At 72.7% G+C, this 23,817-nt stretch carries 19 protein-coding genes; 14 read left to right on the plus strand and 5 right to left on the minus strand.

Annotation, left to right across the window (positions count from 1 at the left end):
- Positions 1–16: 16 nt before the first annotated feature.
- A complete protein-coding gene (locus tag IR212_RS01950) occupies positions 17–343 on the minus strand; it encodes a carboxymuconolactone decarboxylase family protein (RefSeq protein WP_194397356.1) in 327 nt (108 codons plus the stop codon).
- Between the two features lie 234 nt (positions 344–577).
- Here IR212_RS01950 and IR212_RS01955 point away from each other — a divergent pair, with 234 nt between their 5' ends.
- From IR212_RS01955 to panB, 4 genes are all read left to right on the plus strand, one after another.
- Positions 578–2,929 carry an arylsulfatase gene (locus IR212_RS01955; protein WP_194397357.1) on the plus strand — a complete coding sequence of 784 codons (2,352 nt, stop codon included), beginning with the start codon at positions 578–580 and terminating at the stop codon, positions 2,927–2,929.
- A 132-nt stretch (positions 2,930–3,061) separates the two neighbouring features.
- A complete protein-coding gene (locus IR212_RS01960) occupies positions 3,062–3,799 on the plus strand; it encodes a DUF2520 domain-containing protein (protein ID WP_194397358.1) in 738 nt (245 codons plus the stop codon).
- The gene (gene panC, locus IR212_RS01965) at positions 3,796–4,665 is read left to right on the plus strand and encodes a pantoate--beta-alanine ligase (protein WP_194397359.1); all 870 of its coding nucleotides are present in this window, start codon (positions 3,796–3,798) and stop codon (positions 4,663–4,665) included. Before IR212_RS01960 ends, panC begins: the two co-directional genes overlap by 4 nt.
- Positions 4,665–5,552, plus strand: coding sequence for a 3-methyl-2-oxobutanoate hydroxymethyltransferase (gene panB / locus IR212_RS01970; protein ID WP_194397360.1), 888 nt, complete (start codon positions 4,665–4,667; stop codon positions 5,550–5,552). The genes panC and panB overlap by 1 nt, the downstream gene beginning before the upstream one ends.
- Positions 5,553–5,647: 95 nt before the next feature.
- Here the strand turns inward: panB and IR212_RS01975 are convergent, their stop codons facing one another.
- Both IR212_RS01975 and IR212_RS01980 read right to left on the minus strand, forming a co-directional pair.
- Positions 5,648–6,775: a Gfo/Idh/MocA family protein gene (locus IR212_RS01975; protein ID WP_194397361.1), complete on the minus strand. Its 1,128-nt coding sequence runs from the start codon at positions 6,773–6,775 to the stop codon at positions 5,648–5,650.
- On the minus strand, positions 6,775–7,596 hold the full coding sequence (locus IR212_RS01980; protein WP_194397362.1) for a sugar phosphate isomerase/epimerase family protein: 822 nt from the start codon (positions 7,594–7,596) through the stop codon (positions 6,775–6,777). The genes IR212_RS01975 and IR212_RS01980 overlap by 1 nt, the downstream gene beginning before the upstream one ends.
- A 127-nt stretch (positions 7,597–7,723) precedes the next feature.
- Between IR212_RS01980 and IR212_RS01985 the strand changes: the two genes are divergently transcribed.
- The 7 genes from IR212_RS01985 (at position 7,724) to IR212_RS02015 (ending at position 17,733) form a co-directional block, all read left to right on the plus strand.
- On the plus strand, positions 7,724–8,350 hold the full coding sequence (locus IR212_RS01985) for a TetR/AcrR family transcriptional regulator (protein ID WP_194397363.1): 627 nt from the start codon (positions 7,724–7,726) through the stop codon (positions 8,348–8,350).
- A 486-nt stretch (positions 8,351–8,836) separates the two neighbouring features.
- Positions 8,837–10,960: a RecQ family ATP-dependent DNA helicase gene (locus IR212_RS01990; protein ID WP_194397364.1), complete on the plus strand. Its 2,124-nt coding sequence runs from the start codon at positions 8,837–8,839 to the stop codon at positions 10,958–10,960.
- Positions 10,961–11,259: 299 nt separating this feature from the next.
- On the plus strand, positions 11,260–12,342 hold the full coding sequence (locus tag IR212_RS01995) for a pyridoxal-phosphate dependent enzyme (RefSeq protein ID WP_228479440.1): 1,083 nt from the start codon (positions 11,260–11,262) through the stop codon (positions 12,340–12,342).
- Positions 12,339–13,499, plus strand: a complete 1,161-nt coding sequence (locus tag IR212_RS02000; RefSeq protein ID WP_194397365.1) for a cystathionine gamma-synthase — start codon at positions 12,339–12,341, stop codon at positions 13,497–13,499. The genes IR212_RS01995 and IR212_RS02000 overlap by 4 nt, the downstream gene beginning before the upstream one ends.
- Positions 13,500–13,531: 32 nt before the next feature.
- Complete coding sequence (locus IR212_RS02005) at positions 13,532–15,580, plus strand: oxidoreductase (protein WP_194397366.1); 2,049 nt, start codon at positions 13,532–13,534, stop codon at positions 15,578–15,580.
- Positions 15,581–15,773: 193 nt separating this feature from the next.
- Entirely contained in the window at positions 15,774–17,333 is a 1,560-nt protein-coding gene (locus IR212_RS02010; protein ID WP_194397367.1) for an SLC13 family permease, read from the plus strand.
- Positions 17,334–17,415: 82 nt separating this feature from the next.
- Positions 17,416–17,733, plus strand: coding sequence for a DUF7882 family protein (locus IR212_RS02015; RefSeq protein WP_194397368.1), 318 nt, complete (start codon positions 17,416–17,418; stop codon positions 17,731–17,733).
- 48 nt (positions 17,734–17,781) lie between these two features.
- On the opposite strand, the gene IR212_RS02020 is transcribed toward IR212_RS02015, so the two are convergent.
- Together IR212_RS02020 and IR212_RS02025 are read right to left on the minus strand one after the other, a co-directional pair.
- Positions 17,782–19,197 (minus strand): aspartate aminotransferase family protein, encoded by a 1,416-nt coding sequence (locus IR212_RS02020; protein ID WP_194397369.1) that lies wholly within the window; start codon positions 19,195–19,197, stop codon positions 17,782–17,784.
- Between the two features lie 123 nt (positions 19,198–19,320).
- Positions 19,321–20,319: a LacI family DNA-binding transcriptional regulator gene (locus IR212_RS02025; protein WP_194397370.1), complete on the minus strand. Its 999-nt coding sequence runs from the start codon at positions 20,317–20,319 to the stop codon at positions 19,321–19,323.
- Positions 20,320–20,423: 104 nt separating this feature from the next.
- On the opposite strand from IR212_RS02025, the gene IR212_RS02030 reads away from it, so the two are divergent.
- From IR212_RS02030 to IR212_RS02040, 3 genes are read left to right on the plus strand one after another with little or no spacing between them, the layout of a single operon-like run.
- Entirely contained in the window at positions 20,424–21,116 is a 693-nt protein-coding gene (locus tag IR212_RS02030) for a ThuA domain-containing protein (protein WP_194397371.1), read from the plus strand.
- Positions 21,113–22,192 (plus strand): Gfo/Idh/MocA family protein, encoded by a 1,080-nt coding sequence (locus tag IR212_RS02035; protein WP_194397372.1) that lies wholly within the window; start codon positions 21,113–21,115, stop codon positions 22,190–22,192. Before IR212_RS02030 ends, IR212_RS02035 begins: the two co-directional genes overlap by 4 nt.
- Positions 22,189–23,694 (plus strand): alpha-N-arabinofuranosidase, encoded by a 1,506-nt coding sequence (locus IR212_RS02040; RefSeq protein WP_194397373.1) that lies wholly within the window; start codon positions 22,189–22,191, stop codon positions 23,692–23,694. Before IR212_RS02035 ends, IR212_RS02040 begins: the two co-directional genes overlap by 4 nt.
- Positions 23,695–23,817 lie beyond the last annotated feature (123 nt).

The following is a 23,817-nucleotide window of genomic DNA, read 5'->3' on the forward strand; positions in this document are numbered from 1 at the left end:
GGTCTTGTGGGGCCGCTCAGAGTGCCGGTTCCGGCACCAGGTCGTCGCCGTAGCCGAGGGCCGCGGCGATGCGTGGGGCGGCGGCGACCACGCGTGGCAGTCCCACCACGCTCACCATGCCCTCGAGCACCGCGACGATCTCGTGCAGCGTGACGCCGGCCGTCACCGCCTCGTCGACGGCGGAGCGGATCGACGCGGCCGGCGCATCGGTCGCGATGAGCGCCCCCATCCGCACCAGGGCAGCGGTGCGCACGTCGAGCGCGCCCGACCACGAACCGCCCGGGTCTGCAGCCAGCGCCGGATCGTCGACGCAGAACCGTCGCAGCCGATCGACATCGTCCAATGCCCGCCTCCGCTTCGAAACCCGGACAACTGGACTAAGTGCACAATGTGCGCCGGTGGCGCGCACCATGCAGATCGTATGAACCGGAACGCCGCCCCACCGCGCGGCCGGCGCTTCACACGATCCGAGTGATGTGACGGCGGGATGCCCCCGGCTACCTTGACGCGGGGGTCTCGGGTGGGCCGCCCCGGCGCGCCGCTCGAGCGGATGATCGCGCACTGACGGGAGATGACGATGACCGAGGACGCACGCACGATCGTGGGAGCGCCGCTCCCGCCGAGCAGGACTCTCCCGTTCCCGCCCAAGCCGTCCGGCAGCTACGCGGGGCGGACGCTCGCCGAGTCGACGTATTCGCCGCTGCCGCCCGAGCGCCGCCTGAACGAGGACGCGCCCAACGTGCTCGTCATCCTCATCGACGACGCCGGGCCGGCGCTGCCGGCACCGCTCGGCGGCAAGGTCGCCACGCCCACGCTCGATCGCATCCGCCAGGACGGCATCGGCTACAACCGCTTCCACACCACGTCGATGTGCTCGCCGACGCGCGCCTCACTGCTGACCGGTCGCAACCACCATCGCGTCGGCGCCGGCCAGATCGCCGAGCTCGCCAACGACTGGGACGGCTACTCGGGCCACATTCCCAAGTCGAGCGCCACCATCGCCGAGGTGCTGCGCAACTACGGCTACTCGACCGCGGCGTGGGGCAAGTGGCACAACACACCCGCCGAGGAGACGACCAAGGCGGGTCCGTACGACAACTGGCCGACCGGCAACGGCTTCGAGTACTTCTACGGCTTCCTCGCGGGCGAGGCGTCGCAGTACGAGCCCAACCTCGTGCGCAACACGACGTCGGTGCTGCCGCCGAAGTCGCCGGAGGAGGGGTATCACCTCAGCGAGGACATCGCCGACGACGCGATCGCGTGGCTGCGCGACCACAAGGCGCTCTCGCCCGACAAGCCCTTCTTCATGTACTGGGCGACCGGCGCCATCCACGGGCCGCACCATGTGCACAAGGAGTGGGCCGACAAGTACAAGGGCGTCTTCGACGACGGCTGGGACGTCTACCGCGAGGAAGCGCTCGCGGGGGCGAAGGCGGCCGGCTGGGTCCCGGAGGATGCCGTGCTCACGCCTCGCCCCGACTCGCTGCAGGGCTGGGACGAGATCCCCGACCACCAGAAGCCGTTCCAGGCGCGTCTGATGGAGGTGTGCGCCGGCTTCGGTGAGCACGCCGACGTGCAGGCCGGCCGCGTGGTCGACGAGCTCGAGCGACTCGGGTACGCCGATGACACGATCGTCATCTACATCTGGGGCGACAACGGCTCGTCCGGCGAGGGCCAGAACGGCACCATCAGCGAGCTGCTCGCGCAGAACATGATCCCGACCACGATCGACCAGCACATCGCGGCGCTGGAGGAGCTCGGCGGCCTCGACGCCCTGGGCACGCCGGCGACCGACAACCAGTACCACGCCGCCTGGGCCTGGGCCGGCTCCTCGCCGTACCAGGGCATGAAGCTGATGGCCTCGCACCTCGGTGGCACCCGCAACCCGATGTTCATCCAGTGGCCCGGGCACATCGAGCACGACCCCGTGCCGCGCACCCAGTTCCATCACGTGATCGATCTGGCGCCGACCATCTACGAGATCCTCGGCATCTCCCATCCCGACACCGTCAACGGCATTCCCCAGGACCCCATCGACGGCACGAGCTTCGCCTACTCGATCGACGACAAGACCGCCGAGGGCCGGCACCGCGTGCAGTACTTCGAGATCATGGCGAGCCGGTCGATCTACGAGGACGGCTGGATCGCGTCCACCCCCGGTCCGCGCCTGCCGTGGGTGCCGGGCGTGCCGGCCGGCATCCAGACCTGGACGCCCGACGACGACAAATGGGAGCTGTACAACCTCGACGAGGACTGGAGCCAGGCGCATGACCTGGCCGATCAGCATCCCGAGAAGCTCGCCGCGATGAAGGAGCTGTTCGCGATCGAGGCGGCCAAGAACAAGGTGCTGCCGATCGGCGGCGGGTTGTGGGTCGTGCCCTTCCATCCCGAGCTGCGGATCTCACCTCCCTACACGCAGTGGGAGTTCTCGGGCGACACGTTCCGCGTGCCCGAGTTCTGCGCGCCTGCTCTGGGCAACAAGCCGAACGTCGTCACGATGGAGGTGAAGGTCGGCGACCGGGCCAACGGCGTGCTGTACAAGCTCGGCGGCGCAGGCGGCGGCCTGACGGCGTACGTCGTCGACGGCATCCTGACGTACGAGTACAACCTGTTCCTGGTGCAGCGGACGACCATCGCCGCCACCGAGGCCCTCACCGCGGGCGACCACACGATCGAGATCGAGACCACTTACGTCGAGCCGCGCCCCGGCGGCCCGCTCCGCGTGGTGCTGCGCGTCGACGGCGCCGAGGTCGCGTCGGGCACGGTGCCGGTCAGTGCGCCGCTGCTGTTCTCGGCGAACGACTGTCTCGACGTGGGCCGCGCGTACGGCGGCGCGGTGTCTCGGGCGTACGCCGACCGGATGCCGTTCGCGTTCGACGGCGAGATCGGCCGCGTGCACGTCGCGTACCGGGTGCCCGCCACGGCGTAGTGTGGCCCGGCGGAGGGCGCTTCGGCACGGGAGGAAGTGGACGTGCGCGCCGCCGGCGGCCCCTCCGGTATTTTTGAATCCGGTTCAGCCGTCCTGAACCGGATCCACGCGCCGTGACGGGAGACGACGACGATGCCGGACTCGCACCCCGCGCACGCGCTCGCCCGCGTGGCGATCGTCGGCGACGGCCGCATCGGCCGCGCGATGGTGTCGGCCCTCCGGCAGGCGGGCGTCGACGTGCAGGGTCCCCTCGCACGCGGCGCGACGGGCGAGCACGCCGACATCGTGCTGCTGGCGGTGCCGGATGCCGAGATCGGCGCCGCCGCGGCGCTCATCGCACCGGACCGCGTCGTGGGGCACTTCTCGGGCGCGACGACGCTCGAGCCGCTCGCGCAGCACGAGGCGCTCAGCATCCATCCCCTCACGACCGTGACCGGCGTGACCTCGTTCGAGGGTGTGCCCGCGGCCCTCGCCGGCTCGACCGCGCGGGCGCTCGCCACGGCTCACGCGCTCGCCGACGCGCTGGGGATGAGATCGTTCGACGTCGCTGATGCCGACCGGCCCGCGTACCACGCCGCGGCGTCGATCGCCTCGAACTTCCTCGTGACGCTCGAATCGTTCGCCGAGGAGCTCGCCGCGACCGCGGGCGTTCCGCGCGAAGCGCTCGCACCCCTCGTGCGCGCCACGGTCGCGAACTGGGAGGCGCACGGCGCCGCGGCTCTGACCGGTCCGATCGCCCGGGGCGACGCCGACACCGTCGCCCGTCAGCGCGCCGCCGTGCGCGAGCGGCTGCCCGCCCGCGCCGCCCTCTTCGACGCGCTCGTCGCCGCCACGGAGGACCTCCGCACTCGACAGGAGGTGGGACCGTGATCGTCGTGCGTACCGTGGCCGCCCTCCGGGACGCGTTGCGCGACCGGCGGGCCGGGGCGGTCGGACTCGTCCCGACCATGGGGGCGCTGCACGAGGGCCATGCGACGCTGCTGCGCGCGGCCCGCTCGGCCGACGACACCGTCGTGATGTCGATCTTCGTCAACCCCGCCCAGTTCGACGAGCAGGCCGACCTCGCCGCCTACCCGCGCACCGAGGAGGCCGACCTCGCGCTCGCCGAGGCGGAGGGCGTCGACGTGGTGTTCGCCCCGGAGGCCGCGGAGGTGTACCCCGCGGGTTTCGCCACCACCGTCAGCGTCGCCGGCCTGATCGCCGAGACGCTCGAAGGCGCGGAGCGCGGTCGCTCCCACTTCGACGGCGTCGCGACGGTCGTCACCAAGCTCCTGCTCGCCGCGCTCCCCGACCGCGCCTACTTCGGAGCCAAGGACGCCCAGCAGGTCGCCGTCATCCGCCGGCTCGTCGCCGACCTCGGCGTCCCGGTCGAGCTCGTCGTCTGCCCGACCTCGCGCGACGCCGATGGTCTCGCGCGGTCCAGCCGCAACACCCGCCTCTCGCCCGACGAGCGCGCGCGGGCGCTCGCCATCCCGCGTGCGCTCGAGGAGGTGACGGATGCCGCCGCCGCCGGCACCACGGACCCCGAGGCGCTGCGGGCACGGGCGATCGCCGTGCTCGAGGCATCCGGAATCCACCCCGACTATGTCGCGGTCGTCGACCCGGCGAGCTTCGCGCCGATCGCGCGCTTGGACGGCCCGGCGCTCGTCGCCATCGCGGGCCGGGTGGGCGCGACGCGACTGATCGACAACACCCTCATCGCGCCTTCGGGCGCCCTCGCACCTGGAGGTTCCTGATGCGCGCGCCGGTGACGCTGCAGCGACTCGACGAGATGAAGGCGCGCCGCGAGCCGATCGTCATGGTCACGGCGTACGACTTCCCGACCGCGCGCACCGCCGAGCAGGCCGAGGTCGACATGGTGCTGGTCGGCGACTCGGGCGCGCAGGTCGTGCTCGGGCACGAGTCGACCGTGTCGGTGACCGTGGACGAGATGCTGGTGCTCGCGCGAGCGGTGCGTCGCGGCGTGCGCTCCGCGTTCGTGGTGTGCGACGTGCCGTTCGGCTCTACCGAGGTCTCGGACGAGCAGGCCGTGGCGACCGCGGTGCGTTTCGTGAAGGAGGCCGGCGCCGACGCCGTGAAGCTCGAGGGCGGCGGTGCGGCGCGACTCAGCCGCATCCGCGCGATCGCCGAGGCGGGCATCCCCGTCGTCGCCCACGTCGGCCTCACGCCGCAGACCGCGGTCGCCCTCGGTGGTCTGCGTGCCCAGGGCCGCACCGCCGAGTCGGCGGCGCGCCTCGTGCGAGAGGCGCTCGCCGTGCAGGATGCCGGCGCCTCGGTGCTCGTCATCGAGGCGGTGCCCGCCGACGTGGCCGCGATCGTGCTTCCGGCGCTGCGGATCCCCGTGATCGGGATCGGCGCCGGTCCGGCTGACGGGCAGGTGCTCGTGATGCACGACCTGCTCGGCATCACCGAGGGGAAGACCGCCGCGTTCGTCAAGCGCTACGCCGAGATCGGCCACGACATGGTCGCCGGGGTGACCGCGTACGCGCAGGAGGTGCGCGAGGGGGTGTTCCCCGGTCCGGAGCACGGGTACGCGGCGACCGAGGCCGCGATCGCCGCGGCTCGCGACGCGCTCGAGGCCGCGGCATCCGGAATCGACACCTCCGCCCCCGGCGACCGCTGACTCCGGCCCTCACCCCGGTGTCGAACCGCGCACTGTGCAGCCGGAGCAGGCCGGACTGCAGCGTGCGCGGTTCGAGAGCCGGTGGGCGCGGCGGCCTACAGCGTCGCGGCCAGCGGGTCGAAGTCCGCGGGAAGTGACCCGACCTCACCGAGCGTGCTCTCCACCTCGACGAAGCCGTGGGACTCGGCGGCCTCCTCGATCGAGAGCAGCGTGTCGAGCACGTGGAAGCCGAATTCGCCGGTGGCGATGTGCGGGCGGTCCTCGCGGATCGAGCGCGCCATGTCGAGCAGGCCGAGGCCTCGACCGGCGAGCACGCCCTCCTGCGGCACCGCGATGATCTCCTGCTCGCTGACCGACGCGTCGGTGAGAGGTCGGATGATCGAGATGTCGCCGCCGAACATGTTCGGGTCGGGGATCACGATCGTGCCCTCGGTGCCGTTGATCTCCACGACGCCGTGGCGCTTGAGCGGCGAGTCGGTGCTGTACAGGCTCTGCGCCTGGCCGCCCTTCTCGAAGTCCATCAGCACCGACAGCGTCGACGGGATCTCGACCGGGAACTCCTGGCCGGCCAGCGCGCCCGACTTGACGGTGCGGGTCGGGACGCCCCGCAGGCCGAGAGCCGCCACGGACGCGACGGGACCGAACACGTGCACGAGCGTCGAGACGTAGTAGGGGCCCATGTCCAGCAGCGGTCCGGCGCCCTTCGCGTACAGGAAGGCGGGATTCGGATGCCACAGCTCCGGGCCCTGCCACTGGAACGTGGTCGTCGCGAACAGCGGCCGCCCGATGTCGCCGCGGGCGATCGCGCGCTTGGCGGTCTGCACCCCGGGGCCGAGCACCGTGTCGGGCGCGACGCCGACCCGCAGGCCCGCCTCCCGCGCTGCGTCGAGCAGACGCTGCGACTCCTCGCGGTCGATGCCGATCGGCTTCTCGGTCCACACGTGCTTGCCGGCGGCGATGATCGCCAGCGACACCTCGACGTGCGCGGCCGGGATCGTGAGGTTCACGATGATGTCGATGTCGGGATCGTTCAGCACCGACTCGACGCTGCCGGCGCGCGGCACACCGTAGGCGTCTGCCTGCGCCCGTGCGCGCTCCTCGAGGAGGTCGCCCACGGCGAGGACGCGCACGTCGGGGAAGCTCGTGAGGTGCGTGAGGTACTGGTCGCTGATGTTGCCGGCGCCGATGATGCCGACGCCGACCGGCTGCGTGGCGGCGGCCATCAGGCGGCGCCCTGGTCGCCCTGGCCGCGCTCGTCGAGGAAGCGCCGGCTCTGCTCGACGGCGTCGAACAGGTCGCCGGGGAAGTGGTCGAACTCGACCACCGCGACCTCGAGAGCGGATGCCGCGGCCAGCGCCTCCTCGAGCGGCACGACGCCCCGGCCGGCGGGCACCTGGTCGGCCGGCGGGTAGGCGGCGACGGCCTCGGGGTCGAGCGTGCCGTCCTTGACGTGCACCGCGATCACGCGGTCGCCGAGGGCGCGCAGCAGGGCGGGGGAGTCCACCCCGGCGCGCGCCACCCAGTACAGGTCGACCTCCAGCACGACGCGCTCATCGAGCTGGTCGGCGAAGACCTCGAGGCCCGTCCGGCCGTCGAACGTCGCCTCGAGCTCGTGGGCGTGATTGTGGTACCCGACGCGGATGCCGCGCGCGGCGCCGATCTCGGCGGCGGCGTTCAGCTGCCGGGCGATGTCGGCGATGTGCTCCCGGCTTTGCCAGAGGGCGGGGTCGGTGTAGGGCTCGATCACCGTCGTCATGCCGAGAGCCTCGGCGGCGTCGAAGACCTCCTCGGCCGGAGGGACGGGACGGGTCGTCGTCGTGCCGTCGGGGTTCACGAACGATGTCGAGGCGAGGAAGGCGTGACCGGTGGGGGCCGCGATGCCGTTGGCCCTCAGCGCGGCGGCGAGCGGCTCGGCGCGGCGCACGAAGTCGTAGGGTTCGGCCGCGGTGAAGCCGCGCGCGGCGAGTTCGGCCAGCGTGCCTTCGAGGTCGGCCTCGAGCGCCTCTCGGACGGTGAACAGCTGGATGGATGTCTGGACCGGCATCGGTCGCGCTCCTTCGTTGTCTGCTTCGACGTGGTCTGCGGGCGGTGTCTCCGGGCTGGACCCGGCACCGGGATCACGGTACCACCAAAACCTCCGCATGGAGGTTTTCGTCGGATAGCATGAGCGCATGGCGGACGATGAGCAGCAGCCGGCCCTGCGCGGCTCGTATGCGAAGGGCATCGCCCGTCGCCAGGAGATCCTCGACCGGGCGATCGAAGTCTTCGCGAAACGCGGCTCCGACCGCACCAGCCTCCGCGCCATCGCCGAGGAGGTCGGCGTCACCCACGCCGCCCTCAAGCACTACTTCGGGTCGCTCGAGGAGCTCCTCGTCGCGGTGTACCGGCAGTCCGAGGAGCGCGGGGACGACCGGCATCCGGTCCCGCTCGATGTGACCCCCACCGAGCTGGTGCGACGCTGGAGCGATGCCAACCACGAGGTGCAGGGGCTGGTGCAGCTGTACTCGACCCTCGTCGCGTCGGCGCTGGAGGAAGGCCATCCCGCGGCCCACGCATTCGCGACGGAGCGGTTCGCCCGCGTGCGCGCCGAGCTCGCCGAGCGCGTGCGGCACAACCAGTCGACAGGGAGGCTGCGGCCGGATGTGGACCCGGAGGCGGTGGCGGCACTCGTGGTGGCGGCATCCGACGGCCTGCAGACGCAGTGGCTGCTTGACCAGGACGCGCCGCAGGATGCCGCGCTGCGTCTCCTCGACCGGCTGCTCACCGGCCCCGGAACCCCGCCGGGCGCGGCCGGCTGAGCCTTTTGCGACGCCCGCGCCCGCTGATCCGGGACGTCGACGCGAGCGCGGGCTGCTCGGGTGGCGCGATGTGCGGGTTCGTGGGGTGGGATGCCGCGTGTCGTGACATGTCGACGCGGGCGCGGGCCGTTCGGGTGGCGCGATGTGCGGATTCGTGGGGTGGGATGCCGCGCGTTGTGACATGTCGACGCGGGCGCGGGCCGTTCGGGTGGCGCGATGTGCGGGTTCGTGGGGTGGGATGCCGCGTGTCCTGCCATGTCGACGCGGACGCGGGCGGTTCGGGCGGCGCGATGTGCGGATTCGTGGGGTGGGATGCCGCGTGTTGTGACATGTCGACGCGGGCGCGGGCCGTTCGGGTGGCGCGATGTGCGGGTTCGTGCGGTGGGATGCCGCGTGCCGTGCCACCTCGGCACGGGCGCGGCCGGACGGCACCGCAGCCGAGAGGGGCGGGCGCGGGTGTCGGCGGCATGAGGCAGGGTGGAACCTGTGACCGCGACGACCACGACCCGCGCCGAAGCTCTCGACGTGCTCCGGGCACTGGTGGGTCGCGGCGATGCGGATTTCCACGACGGCCAGTTCGAAGCGATCGAGGCGCTCGTCGACGACCGGCGCCGCGCGCTCGTGGTGCAGCGCACCGGCTGGGGCAAGTCGGCAGTGTACTTCGTCGCGACGCTGCTGCTCCGGCGTCGCGGAGCCGGACCGACGGTGCTCGTGTCTCCGCTCCTGGCCCTCATGCGCGACCAGATCGCGGCGGCCGCGCGCGCGGGGGTGCGCGCGGTCAAGATCGACTCGACGAACGCGCACGAGTGGTCGGATGTGCTCGCGCAGCTGGACCACGACGAGGTCGACGTGCTCCTCGTCTCGCCGGAGCGGCTCAACAACCCTTCGTTCCGCGACGAGCAGCTGCCCCAGCTCGTCGACCGCATCGGCCTGCTGGTCGTCGACGAGGCGCACTGCATCAGCGACTGGGGGCATGACTTCCGCCCCGACTACCGCCGGCTGCGCGACCTCATCGCGCGCATGCCGGCCGGCGTGCCGGTGCTGGCCACCACCGCGACGGCCAACAGCCGCGTCGTCGCCGACGTCGCCGAGCAGCTCGATGCGGGTATGGCGGAGTCGGATGCTGCGTCCGCCGGCGTGCTCACGATCCGCGGGCCCCTGGCGCGCGCGTCGCTCCGGCTCGGCGTGCTCCGCCTCCCCGACTCGCCCAGCCGGCTGGCGTGGCTCATCAGCCACCTCGGCGATCTCCCCGGTTCGGGCATCATCTACACCCTCACGGTGGCGGCGGCGAACGACACCGCACGGCTCCTGCGCGAACGCGGCCACGACGTGCGCGCCTACACCGGGCAGACCGACACCGACGAGCGGGAGGAGTCCGAGGCGCTCCTCAAAGACAACGGGGTGAAGGCCCTCGTGGCCACCAGTGCGCTGGGGATGGGCTTCGACAAGCCCGATCTCGGTTTCGTCGTGCACCTGGGTGCGCCGTCGTCGCCGGTGTCGTACTACCAGCAGGTCGGACGTGCCGGCCGTGCGACCGAGTCGGCCGACGTGCTGCTGCTGCCGGGCACCGAGGACCGCGAGATCTGGCACTACTTCGCCACGGCGTCGATGCCCGACCGCGAGCGCGCCGAGCGGGTGCTCGCGGCGCTCGGCGACGCCCCGGGCCCGCTGTCGACTCCGGCGCTCGAGGCCGTCGTCGACATCCGCCGCACACCGCTCGAGCTGCTGCTGAAGGTGCTCGACGTCGACGGAGCCGTCGCCCGAGTGCGTGGCGGCTGGATCGCCACCGGCGAACCCTGGACCTACGACGAAGACCGTTACCGGCGCATCGCCGCCGAGCGGATCGCCGAGCAGCAGCACATGATCGAGTACGAGGAGACGTCGGGCTGCCGCATGGAGTTCCTGCAGCGCTCGCTCGACGACGACACCGCAGCGCCCTGCGGCCGGTGCGACAACTGCGCGGGCGCCTGGTTCCCGGTCGAGATCGCGGCGGGAGTGACGGATGCCGCCGCCGCTGCCCTCGATCGCGTCGGCGTGCCGATCGAACCGCGTCGGCAGTGGCCGACCGGCGCCGACCGGCTCGGCGTCCCGGTGAGGGGCCGCATCGCCGCGGACGAACAGGCCGCGGAAGGACGCGCGCTCGCGCGTCTCACCGATCTGGGGTGGGGTGGGCCGCTTCGCGACCTGTTCGCCGCCGGTGCCGGGGACGCACCGGTGCCGGCCGGGGTGCTGCAGGCCTGCGTGCGCGTGCTCGCCGAATGGGGCTGGGAGCGCCGCCCCGCCGCCGTGGTCGCGGTGCCCTCGCGGTCGAAGCCGCAGCTGGTTGCCTCGCTCGCCCGTGGCCTCGCCGAGATCGGCCGGCTGCCCTTCCTCGGCTCGCTCGACGTGGTCGACGGCGGTCCGGCGGGCAGTCCCGGCGGCAACAGCGCCTTCCGGGTGGCCGGCGTCTGGGGCCGCTTCTCGGCAGCTGCTCTCGACCTCCCCGACGGACCCGTGCTGCTCGTCGACGACCGGGTCGACAGCGGCTGGACCCTCACGATCGCCGCCCGCGAGCTGCGGCGGGCGGGGGCATCCGAGGTCCTGCCCTTCGCGCTCGCGCTCCGCGGCTGACCGGCCGCGGCGTCCTCTCGCTCACGCGGCCCGCCGGCGCCCTCTCGCTCACGCGCCCGGCGCAGCGCTCACCGTCGACTCGCCATGTCTCGTTCCGGTCGCGGTCATCCGTGCGCGCCGAAGACCCCAACCGGATCGCAACGCCGCGACTCGGCGTGCCGGCCGCTCGACGGCGCGCGGCCCTTGCGCATAGAGTGGTCGGCGTGTTGACCTGTCGCTGTTGTCGCTGAGTGCTCCGGCACGCCTCCGCGACCCCGACACACCCACGCGCCCTGCGCGGCAACACTCCAGGACTCATCGTGCGTTACGCCGAAAGCGTGGCCGACCTCGTCGGCAACACCCCCCTCGTCCGCCTCACCCGCGTCACCGACGGCATCGCCGCGACGGTGCTCGCCAAGGTCGAGTACTTCAATCCCGGCGGCTCCGCCAAGGACCGCATCGCCCGCCGGATCATCGACGCCGCCGAACGAGACGGGCAGCTGCTGCCCGGCGGCACGATCGTCGAGCCGACCAGCGGCAACACCGGCGTGGGCCTCGCGCTGGTCGCGCTGCAGCGCGGCTACCGCATGATCTTCGTCGTGCCCGACAAGTTCTCCGGAGCCAAGGTCGACGTGCTGCGGGCGTACGGCGCCGAGGTCGTCGTGACCGACACGAGCGTGCCGCCCGAGGACCCGCGCTCGTACTACAGCGTGTCGGACCGGCTGGTGCGCGAGATCCCCGGCGCCTTCAAGCCGAACCAGTTCGCGAACCCGAACGGGCCGCTGAGCCACTACGAGACCACCGGGCCCGAGATCTGGCGCGACACCGACGGGCGCGTCACGCACTTCGTGGCCGGCATCGGCACCGGCGGCACCATCACCGGGACCGGTCGGTACCTGCACGAGGTCTCCGAAGGCCGCGTGCGCGTGATCGGCTCCGACCCCGAGGGGTCGATCTACTCCGGCGGGCCCATCCACGGCTACCTCGTCGAAGGCGTCGGCGAGGACTTCTGGCCCGAGAGCTACGACCCGTCGGTGCCGGACGAGATCCACCGCATCCCCGACGCCGAGGCGTTCGCGATGACCCGCCGGCTCGCCCGCGAGGAGGGTCTCCTCGTCGGCGGGTCCAGCGGCATGGCTGTCGTCGCGGCGCTGCGCGCCGCCCGCGACCTGTCCCGCGACGCGGTCGTGGTCGTGCTGCTCCCGGATCACGGCCGCGGCTACCTCAACCGCTTCTACGACGACGGGTGGATGCGCGAGCACGGCTTCGACGTCGAGCCGGAGGCATCCGCCGTCCCCGCCGCCGGCACGAACCCCGTCGACCCCGCGACCCCCGCCGACGGCGCGTCCCGCGCCGGCTCCACCACGCCCGACGCAGCCCCCCACGAAGGAGCGACCGAATGACCGACCCCAGGAACACCGCCGGCTTCGAGACCCGCGCCGTGCACGCCGGCCAGGCGTTCGACCCGGCGACGGGCGCGGTGATCCCGCCCGTGCACTTCTCGACCACGTACGCGCAGGACGGCATCGGCGGACTCCGCGGCGGCTACGAGTACGGCCGCAGCGGCAACCCCACCCGCACGGCGCTCGAGACCCAGCTCGCCGCCCTCGAGGGCGGCGCGCACGCGCTGTCGTTCGCCTCGGGTCTCGCCGCCGAGGATGCGCTGCTGCGCGCGGCGCTCGGGCCCGGCGACGAGGTGCTCCTCGGCAGCGACGTCTACGGCGGCACCTACCGGCTCATCGCGCGCGTGCTCGGCGCGTGGGGGGTCGGCGTCCGCGTCGTCGACATGAGCGACCTCGGCGCGGTGCGAGCCGCCCTCGAGGAGCGCGCCGCGCGGATCCTGTGGGTCGAGACTCCGAGCAACCCGCTGCTGCGCATCACCGACATCGCGCGGCTCTCGGAACTCGGGCACGACGCCGGCGCGCTCGTCGTCGTCGACAACACCTTCGCGTCGCCCGCGCTGCAGCAGCCGCTCGCGCTCGGCGCCGACGTGGTCGTGCACTCGACCACCAAGTACCTCGGCGGGCACTCCGACGTCGTCGGCGGGGCGCTCGTGCTGAACGACGAGGAGCTGTTCGCGCAGGCGAAGTTCCTTCAGTTCGCCGTCGGCGCCGTGTCGGGGCCGCTCGACGCGTGGCTCACCACCCGCGGCATCAAGACGCTGGCGCTGCGGATGCGCCGGCACAGCGAGAACGCGCACGCCATCGCCGAGTTCCTCTCCGGCCACGAGGCGGTCGAGCGCGTGTACTACCCCGGCCTGCCGTCGCACCCCGGCCACGACATCGCCGCCCGACAGATGAGCGGGTTCGGCGGGATCGTCTCGGTGGGGCTGGCGGATGCCGCGTCCGCACGCCGCCTGGCCGAGTCGACGCGGCTGTTCCAGCTGGCCGAGTCGCTGGGCGGGGTCGAGTCGCTCATGAACTACCCCGACGAGATGACGCACGCCTCGGTGCGGGGGACGGAGCTCGCCGTCCCGCCGGAGGTCGTGCGGCTCTCGGTCGGCATCGAGTCGATCGACGACCTCATCGCCGACCTCGACCAGGCCCTCGACCGCCTCTGATGGAGCGGATGCCGCGGACGTAGGCTCGGAGGATGACCGCGAGTCCCGGCATCCGCTCCTCCGTCCTCGCCGAGCCGCTGCGGATCGGGGCGGTGACGGTGCCCAACCGCATCATGCAGACGGCGCACTCGAAGCAGTACTCCGATCGCGTCGAGTCCGGGCGCGAGGCGGCCTACTACGTGCGACGGGCGCGCGGAGGCTGCGGTCTCTTCGTCGCCGGCAATCACTTCGTGCACCCCACCGCGTCGATCCGCGGCTTCCAGGACGCCTACCGTCCGGAGGGCGTCGCCGCGTCGAGGAGGATGACGGATGCCGTCCACGAGGCCGGCGCCCGGATCTTCGTGCAGCTCAACCACCACGGCGCGCAGGCGCAGCCCGACGGCCCCGACGGGCCGCGGGCGGTGTACGCGCCGTCGCGCATGCTCTCGCCGTCGACCGGGCACGCCACGCGCGAGATGGATCACGACGACATCGCGGCTCTCGTCGACGGCTGGGCGCTGTCGGCGGAGCACGCCCGCGACGGCGGCTTCGACGGCGTCGAGATCCACATGGCCCACGGCTACCTGCTGCACCAGTTCCTCTCACCGCTGTACAACGCGCGCGGCGACGAATACGGCGGCGACCTCGAGGGGCGCACCCGCTTCCCCCGCGAGGTGCTGCGGGCGGTGCGCGCGCGGGTCGGCGACGACTTCACGGTCGGCATCCGGATCGTGGCGAACGAGTTCCACCCCGACGGCATCGACGGCTCCGGGATGCGCGAGGTGATCGCGCGGCTGCGTGCGGAGGCGCGCATCGACTTCCTCGACCTCGCCGGCGGCGGCTACCACAACGTGCACTACGTCTTCCCTTCGTCGCCGATGCCCTACGCCTGGCTGCGGGACGACGTCGCCGCGGTCAAGGCCGCCAACCCCGACGTCCCGGTCTTCGGCGTCGGCGCGGCCCGCAGCGTCGAAGAGGCCGAGGAGGTCGTCGCGTCCGGCACGGCTGACATGGTCGCCCTCACCCGCGCGCAGATCGCCGACCCCGACCTCGGCCGCAAGCTGATCGGGCTCGAGGCGGCCGACGGCGTGCGGAGAGGCATCCGTCATTGCATCCGGCTGAACCAGGGATGCCTCGGCCGTGGCAGCCGCGGCCTGGCGATGTCGTGCACGGTGAATCCGCTCGCGGGGCGCGAGCTCGAGCGGGGCGAACGGCCCCGCACCACGACGCCGCAGCGGTGGATCGTGGTGGGCGGGGGACCGGCCGGCATGCGCGCCGCAGTCGAGCTCGCGACCGACGGGCACGCCGTGACGCTGCTCGAGAAGGCGGACGCGCTCGGCGGCCAGCTGCGGCTCGCCCGGCGCGTGCCCGGCCGCGAGAGCGTCGGCCTGCTCGTCGACGACCTCGAGCGCGACCTCGCGGCGGCCGGCGTTGACGTCCGGCTCGGCGTGGCGGCGACCGCCGCGTCGCTGCGGGCGGAGGGTGCCGACGGGATCGTCGTGGCGACCGGCGCTGCCGCCCCGCCGGCGACGTCGCTCGCGCTCGGCGGTGCGTACGCGGACGGCTTCCCGGCGGCGGGCACGGTCGACGCCTTCGCCGCAGCCGCGGCGGTGGCCGCCGCCGGCGCGGGGGAGCGCCCGCTCGGACGCCGCCTCGCCGTCGTCGACGCCGACGGGACCGCGTACGCCGCCGGCATCGTCCTCACGCTGCTGCCTCATGTCGACGAGCTCGAGCTGGTCACGCCGTTCGAGACCGTGTTCCCCCACATCGGCGCGGGGTACGACCGGCCGCTGCTGCTGGAGCGGCTCGGCGCACACGGCGGGTTCCGCCGGCGCACCGCGCACCGCGTCGATGTCGTCGAGCGCGGGGCGATCCAGGTCATCGACGGGTTGACCGGGGTCGCCGACACCGTCGCGGGCGTGGACGCCGTCGTAGCGGTCGAGCCTCGCGCGTCGGTCGGGATCGCCGGTGTGGTGACGGATGCCGCCCCCCGCGTCGTCACCATCGGCGACGCGTTCGCGCCCCGGACGATCGACGCCGCGGTCTTCGAGGCCGTCGAGCTCGCCTACGACGTGGCGGGCCTGGCGGCTCTCCGCGGCTGAGTGTCCCCGCTCGGGGAGCAGCTTCAGCCACGCCGGCCGACAGGTCAACCGGGGTCGTGCAGGAGTCCTCCCTCGCAGAGGCGCCTGTCGAGGCCCGGTCGATCGGTCGAAGCCGCCTGGGACACCGGTTCCTCGGTGCCGACCCCAGCCGTCGGGAGGGCGCCCGAGCTGCGGCGGTGGCTACGCTGGGCGCGTGGACCCCGTCGCCGCGACCCTCGCGATCCTGGGGCTCGCGGTGGCCGCCTTCGTGAGCAACCGCGTGCCGATCGCGGTCGTGGCGATCGGCGTGGCGCTGGCACTGTTCTTCACCGGCGTCCTGACGCTCCCGGAGGCGCTGGCCGGCTTCGGCGATCCGACCGTTCTGTTCATCGCCGCGCTGTTCGTGGTGAGTGAGGCCCTTGACTCCACGGGCGTGACGGCGTGGGCGGGCCAGCGGGTGATCGGCCGGGCGGGCACCGGGCGACGGTCGCTGATCGCGGTGATCTCGCTGCTCGTCGCTGCCGTGACGGCGCTCATCAGCATCAACGGCGCGGTCGCGGCGCTCCTGCCGCTGGTGGTCGTCGTCGCCGCGCGCGCCGGGCAGCCGTCGTCGAAGCTGCTCATGCCGCTCGCGTTCGCGGCATCCGCAGGCTCCCTGCTGCTGCTCACCGGCACGCCGGTGAACATCCTCGTGTCCGAACTCGCCGCCGACGCCGGCGGGCGGGAGTTCGGGTTCTTCGAGTTCGCGCTCGTCGGCATCCCCGTGCTGCTCGGGACCGTCGTCATCCTGCTCCTCGGCGGACGCCTCCTTCCCGAGCGCCCCGGCGGCCTCATGCCCGTCGACCTCGCGCGCCACGCGCGCATGCTGCGACAGCAGTACTCCCTCACCCTCGACACCGGGACGCTGCTCGGACCCACGAGCGGCGTCACGGAGGTCGTCGTCCCGCCGCGGTCGGCGCTCATCGGCCAGCGCGTCTACGCGGGCATGACGACGCCCGACGGCGATCTCGTCGTGCTGGCCGGGCGCCGGGGCGACGAGCACCTCGCCGGCACGGAGTTCGTCCTGCAGGCGGGCGACGCCCTGCTGCTCCAGGGCACATGGGACGACCTCTCGCGGCGCGCCCGTGAACCGGGGATGCTCGCCGTGGACGACCCGGCCCTGCTGCGCCGGTCGGTGCCTCTCGGCCCCGGCGCGAAGCGGGCGATCGGCGTCCTTCTGGCGATGATCGTGCTGCTCGCGACCGGTGTGGTGCCCGCGGCGATCGCCGCGCTGCTCGCCGCGTGCGCGCTGGTGCTGACCCGCACCGTGAGCGTCCCGCAGGCCTCCCACGCGATCTCGTGGACGACGGTCGTGCTCATCGCGGGAATGATCCCGCTGTCCACGGCCTTCATCAGCACCGGAACAGCCGACCTCGTCGCCGGATGGATGCTGTCACTGCTGGGCGACGCGGGTCCTCAGGTCGCGCTGCTCACGCTCGGGCTGCTCACGGTCGTGCTCGGCCAGCTGATCAGCAACGTCGCGACGGTGCTCATCGTCGCCCCGATCGCGATCGCGGTCGCTCAGACGCTCGACGTATCGGTGCAGCCCTTCATGATGGGGCTCGCGGTCGCCGGCGCGGCGGCTTTCCTGACGCCGATCGCGACGCCGGCGAACCTGATGGTGATGGAGCCCGCGGGCTACCGGTTCGGCGACTACTGGCGGCTCGGCCTGCCGCTGGTGCTCTTCTTCCTGGCGATGGCTGTGCTGTACGTGCCCCTCGTCTGGCCGTTCTGAGCCACGGAAGCCGAGACGGATGCCGCGCCAGTCGTTTCGCCGCGCCATTCGCGCCGCGGGCGCCAGCCGCTAGGCTCCTGCCATGGGCAGGTTCATCTACGACACGAACGCGAACGCGGTCGACATCGAGGACCGCACTCTCGCCCACCTCCGCATCGTCATGATGAACAAGCTGCGGCGCTCCGAACCCTTCATGTTCGACGTCGAGATCGGGGACGGGAGCGGCCGCCGCAGCTTCTGGATCCACCCTTCGGTGCCGCTGCAGTTCCACTTCTTCGGCGGACGCCAGCCCCGCATCAACCGGCGCTGGGTCGAAGAGCTCATGCGCACCGCGAGCGGTCCGAACGGGCTCCACGTCGTCCCCGAGCCCGAAGAGTCCGACGCCGACGAGAACGACTGACGCGGGCCTCGGCGCGGTTCATCGCAGAGTCACCCTCACCACACCGCGTCAGAGCCGCGTCCACGCCTCCGTCAGCACGCCGCGGAGGATCTGCTCGATCTCGTCGAACTCCGCCGGGCCGATGGTGAGCGGCGGGGCGAGCTGGATGACGGGGTCGCCGCGGTCGTCGGCCCGGCAGTACAGCCCCGCGTCGAACAGCGCCTTCGACAGGAACCCGCGCAGCAGCCGCTCGGACTCGTCGTCGTCGAAGGTCTCCTTGGTCGCCTTGTCCTTCACCAGCTCGATGCCGAAGAAGTAGCCGTCGCCACGCACGTCGCCGACGATCGGCAGGTCGGTGAGCTTCTCCAGCGCGGAGCGGAACAGCGGCGAGTTCTCCCGCACGTGCTCGTTCAGCCCCTCCTCCTCGAAGATGTCGAGGTTCTCCATCGCGACCGCCGCCGAGACCGGGTGACCGCCGAACGTGTAGCCGTGGTAGAAGGCGCGGTCGCCGTGCGCGAACGGCTCGTAGATCCTGTCGCTGACGATCGTGGCCCCGATGGGGGAGTAGCCGCTGGTCATGGCCTTAGCGCATGTGATCATGTCGGGCACGTACCCGTAGGCGTCGCATCCGAACATGTGGCCGATCCGGCCGAACGCGCAGATGACCTCGTCCGACACCAGCAGCACGTCGTAGGCGTCGCAGATCTGCCGCACGCGCTGGAAGTACCCGGGCGGCGGCGGGAAGCATCCGCCGGAGTTCTGCACCGGCTCGAGGAAGACGGCCGCGACGGTGTCGGGACCCTCGAAGAGGATCATCTCCTCGATGCGGTCGGCCGCCCACACGCCGAACGCCTCGAGGTCGTGGGTGGGCGCGCCCATGTCGTCGGCCCGGTAGAAGTTGGTGTTCGGCACGCGGAACCCGCCGGGGGTCACCGGCTCGAACATGGACTTCATCGCCGGGATGCCGGTGATCGCGAGCGCACCCTGGGGCGTGCCGTGGTAGGCCACCGAGCGGGAGATCACCTTGTGCTTGGTGGGCCGGCCCTGGATCTTCCAGTAGTACTTCGCGAGCTTGAACGCCGTCTCGACCGCCTCCCCGCCGCCGGTGGAGAAGAACACCTTGTTGAGGTCGCCGGGCGCGTAGTCCGCGAGGCGGTCGGCGAGCTCGATGGCGGCCGGGTGCGCGTACGACCAGATCGGGAAGAACGCCAGCTGCTCGGCCTGCTTGGCGGCCACCTCGGCGAGCCGGCGCCTGCCGTGGCCGGCGGCCACGACGAAGAGTCCGGCGAGCCCGTCGATGTACTTCTTGCCCTGGGAGTCCCAGATGTGATGCCCCTCGCCCTTGACGATGATGGGCACGCCCTGGCCGTCGGTCATCACCGACTGACGGGCGAAGTGCATCCACAGGTGGTCCTTCGCCATCTGCTGCAGCTCCGCGTCGCTGCGGGCCGGGCGTCGGGTCACGGACTGCGCGGTGGTGGACATGAGAGGCCTTCCGTCGGTCGTCCTCCCCACGCTACTCGCGTGCCCCGCGCGCCCGGAGGGGACGTTTCGTCCGGTTCGGATGCCGCGGCCACGCTGTCCGTGCGGATCCCTCGCGCCGCGGCGTCAGGTCGAGCCGCGCGGGATGAGGCGGGTGGGGAGCATGATCGGGCCCGGGGGGAGCGTGGCCCCGGCGGCGGCGGCGGTGAGCGCCGTGACGGCGGCGGCCGCCATCTCGCGGATCGGCTGGCGCACCGTGGTGAGGGGCGGTGTCAGCCACCGCGCGCCGCGCAGGTCGTCGAACCCGACGACGAGGACCTCGTCGGGAATGCTCCGGCCCGCAGCGGCCGCCGCGGCGTACACGCCCGCGGCCATCTCGTCCGAGCAGGCGAACACCCCGAGGCGCTCGCCGGCGGGGACCGCGCGCAGCAGGGGCAGCGCCGCCTCGCGGGCGGATGCCGCGCCCCAGTCTGCCTGCAGGGTCACGTGCTCCGCCGCGGGGCGCGCGGCGCGCAGGCCGTCGCGGAAGCCGTCGTGGCGGGCGCGGCCGTACCGGTACGGCGGGCTGCCGAGCACGATCGCGAACCGTGTCGCGCCGCGCGCGGCGAGGTGCGCAGCCGCGGCGGCGCCGCCCTCGCGATCGGTCGTGCGCACGCTGGTGAGACCCCGCGACGTCTCGGCCTGCGGATCCATCAGCACCACCGGGATCTCGGCGTCCGTGAGCGCCACGAGCTGCGACGCGGTGGGTGAGATGAGTCCGAGGACGACGCCCGCCGAGCCCCGCCGACGCACCCGCATCGGCCAGTCGTCGTCCGGGGTGTCGCGCTCCTCGGTGAGCACCAGGTCATAGCCGGCCGCCGCCGCGGCGCTGCGCGCGCCGGCGGTGACCTCGTCGGAATACGCGTTGTGATACCCCCCGAGCACCAGGTCGACCAGCCGCGCCGACCCGGCGGGGCGGCCGCCCACGGCGGGATCGCGGAGGTACCCGAGCGCGCGGGCGGAGGCGAGCACGCGACGCCGCGTGGCGGCGGCGAGGTCGCCGCGCCCCGAGAGCGCCCGCGAGGCCGTCGCCACGCTGACGCCGGCGTGGGCGGCGACGGCGGCGAGGGTGACGCGGGCAGGCATGGATCCAGTTTTGCGCAAGTTTCTCGACCGGTGGGGCGCCGGATGGCATCGTCTGTGGCTGGACGGGCCATCGCCGGCCCGCGCGCCCGAAGGAGGGATCCCGCATGACCCGCACCGCCCTCGTCGTCCGCGGCGGATGGGACGGACACCATCCCGTCGAGGCGACCGACCTCTTCCTGCCGTTCCTCCGCGACAGCGGCTTCGATGTCTCGGTCGAAGGCGATCCCGAGGTCTATTCCGACGCCGAGCGCATGGCGGGGGTGGACCTCGTGCTCCAGTGCGTCACCATGTCCGAGGCCTCCCGCGAGGCCGTGACCGGGCTCCGCGACGCCGTCGCCGCCGGCGCCGGGCTCGCCGGCTGGCACGGCGGGGTCGCCGACTCGTTCCGCGCGAGTTCGGACTATCTGCAGCTCGTCGGCGGACAGTTCGCCACGCATCCCTCCAAGCACCCCGACGAGGTGCACGGCGACGAGACCGACAACTACCTCCCCTACACGGTCGAGCTGACCGATCTCGGGCGCACCCACGAGATCACCGCCGGCCTCGACGACTTCACCCTCACGACCGAGCAGTACTGGGTGCTGCACGACGACCTCAACGACGTGCTGGCCACCACCACCCACCCGGTGCAGCCGTACCACCCGTGGCACCGCCCGATCACCTCGCCCGCGGTGTGGACGCGCGACTGGGGCAAGGGCCGCGTCTTCGTCGCGACACCCGGCCACAGCGTCGACGTGCTCCAGGATCCGAACGTCCGCACCATCATCGAGCGGGGGCTGCTGTGGGCGGCGCGGTGACCCGCGTCGGCATCGTCGGCACCGGCTACATCTCGGGCCAGTACCTCGACACCCTCCGTGGCGTGTCGGGTGTGCAGATCGTCGCGGTCGCCGACCTCGACGCGGCGCGCGCTCAGGCCGCGGCCGACGCGATCCCCGGCGCGCGGGCGCTCACGACGGCCGAGCTGGTCGCCGACCCCGACGTCGACACCGTGCTCAACCTCACCATCCCCGCGGCCCACGCCGAGGTGGCGCTCGCGGCGATCGCCCAGGGCAAGGACGTCTTCGGCGAGAAGCCGCTCGCGGCCACGCTCGACGACGCGGCACGGGTGACGGATGCCGCGGCCGCCGCGGGCGTGCGCATCGGCGCCGCTCCGGACACGGTCCTCGGCACCGGCGTCCAGACCGCCCGCGCCGCGGTCGACGAGGGACTCATCGGCCGCCCGGTGTCGGCGTCGGCGATGTGGATCTCGGCGGGCCACGAGTCGTGGCATCCGCACCCCGACTTCTACTATCGCGAAGGCGGCGGACCGCTCCTGGACATGGGGCCGTACTACGTCACGTCCCTCGTGCAGCTGCTCGGTCCGGTGGCCGCCGTCTCGGGGGCCGCCTCGCGGTCGCGCGACGAGCGCGTGATCGGATCCGGACCGCGCGCGGGGGAGCGCATCGGCGTCGACGTCGACACGCATCTCACCGGCATCCTGCACCACGCCTCCGGCGCGCTGTCGACCGTGACCATGAGCTTCGACGGGGTCCGCTCGACGGCGGCGCCGATCGAGGTGCACGGCGTCGACGGGTCCCTCATCGTGCCCGACCCCAACATGTTCACCGGCGACGTGCAGCTGCATCGCCGCGGCGGCGCCTGGGAGACCCTCCCGCCGTCTGCGGGATACGCCGACGCCGGCCGCGGCATCGGGCTGGTCGACTTCGCCGTCGGTCCGGGCCGCGCCTCCGGCGCGATGGCCCACCACGTGCTCGAGATCATGACCGCCCTCGCTGCCTCCGCCGCCTCCGGCGTGCGCGAGGCGCTGCACACGACCGTCGAGCGCCCCGCCCTCGTTCCCCTCACGCCCGCCGCCGCCTGGAGAGACCTGTGACCACCGCCCGCGCCGTGATCGACCTCGACGTCCCCGGCGACGTCATCAGCCGCCACCTCTACGGGCACTTCGCCGAGCACCTCGGCCGCTGCATCTACGGCGGCTTCTGGGTCGGCGAGGACTCGCAGATCCCGAACGTGCGCGGCATCCGCTCCGACGTCGTCGAGGCGCTGCGGGCACTCGGCATCCCGAACCTCCGCTGGCCCGGCGGCTGCTTCGCCGACGAATACCACTGGCGCGACGGCATCGGCCCGCGCGAGAGCCGCCCGCAGATGGTGAACACCCACTGGGGCGACATCGTCGAGAACAACCACTTCGGAACGCACGAGTTCATGGACCTGTGCGAGATGCTCGGCGCCGACGCGTACGTCAACGGCAACGTCGGCAGCGGCACGGTCCGCGAGATGAGCGAGTGGGTCGAGTACCTCACGCGCGACGGCGACAGCCCGATGGCGCGCCTGCGCCGCGAGAACGGCCGCGACGAGCCGTGGCGCGTGCCCTTCTGGGGCATCGGCAACGAGGCCTGGGGCTGCGGTGGCAACATGACCGCGGAGCAGTACGCGCTCGAGGCGCGCCGCTACGGCACGTTCTGCCGAAACCACGGCGGCAACGAGCTCTATCGCATCGCGGCCGGCGCGTCGGACGACGACATCACCTGGACGCGGGCGCTCATGGAATCGCTCGGATGCCTCACCTGCGGCTCGACCCCGGCCCCGGTGTTCCAGGGCGTGTCGTTCCACTACTACTCGCACGCCGGCGGGGGCATCAACACCGAGTCGGCGACCTCGTTCACCGAGGACGAGTACTACGGCACGATGCGCAAGGCGCTGGACGTCGAGCGGGTGATCCGCCGCCACGAGGCGGTGATGGACTCCTACGATCCGGACCGGACGATCGGCCTCATCCTCGACGAGTGGGGCACCTGGTGGAACGTGGAGCCGGGCACGAACCCCGGCTTCCTGTACCAGCAGAACACGGTGCGCGATGCGCTCGTGGCTGCCGTGCACTTCGACGCCTTCCACCGGCACGCGGGGCGTCTGAAGATGGCCAACATCGCGCAGACGCTCAACGTGCTGCAGGCGATGATCCTCACCGACGACGACGGCGCGATGGTGCTGACCCCCACCTACCACGTGTTCGAGATGAACCGGGGCCACCACGACGCCACCGCCCTCGCCGCCCACGTGCTGTCGGCGCCGACGGTGGCCGACGGCGTCCCGGGACTCTCGATCTCGGCCTCGACGACCGACGGATCGGCGCTGGTGTCCCTGTCGAACCTCTCGCACGAGGCGGCGCTCGACGTGCGCGTCGACCTGCGTGGCCGCGCCGCGACGGTGCGGCGGGCGCGCGTGCTGACGGGGACGGATGCCGCAGCCCACAACACTCCTGAGGCGCCCGACGCCGTCTCCCCGACACCCCTCCCCACGTCGCTCGACGGCCGCGTGCTGTCGGTGTCGCTGCCGCCGCACTCGTTCGCGACCGTGGAGCTCGACCTGGCCTGAGGTCGCCACGTCGGCGGTACTCGCAGACCCCGTCTGCCTTTCGACGGTCACCGGGCTCCCACAGGAGCGCGGCGCCGCTGCGTCTCCTGCAGAGACGCGGCGCCGCCTGGGTCACCGCCCCGG

This window comes from Microbacterium atlanticum (genome assembly GCF_015277815.1).
Lineage (GTDB): Bacteria > Actinomycetota > Actinomycetes > Actinomycetales > Microbacteriaceae > Microbacterium > Microbacterium atlanticum.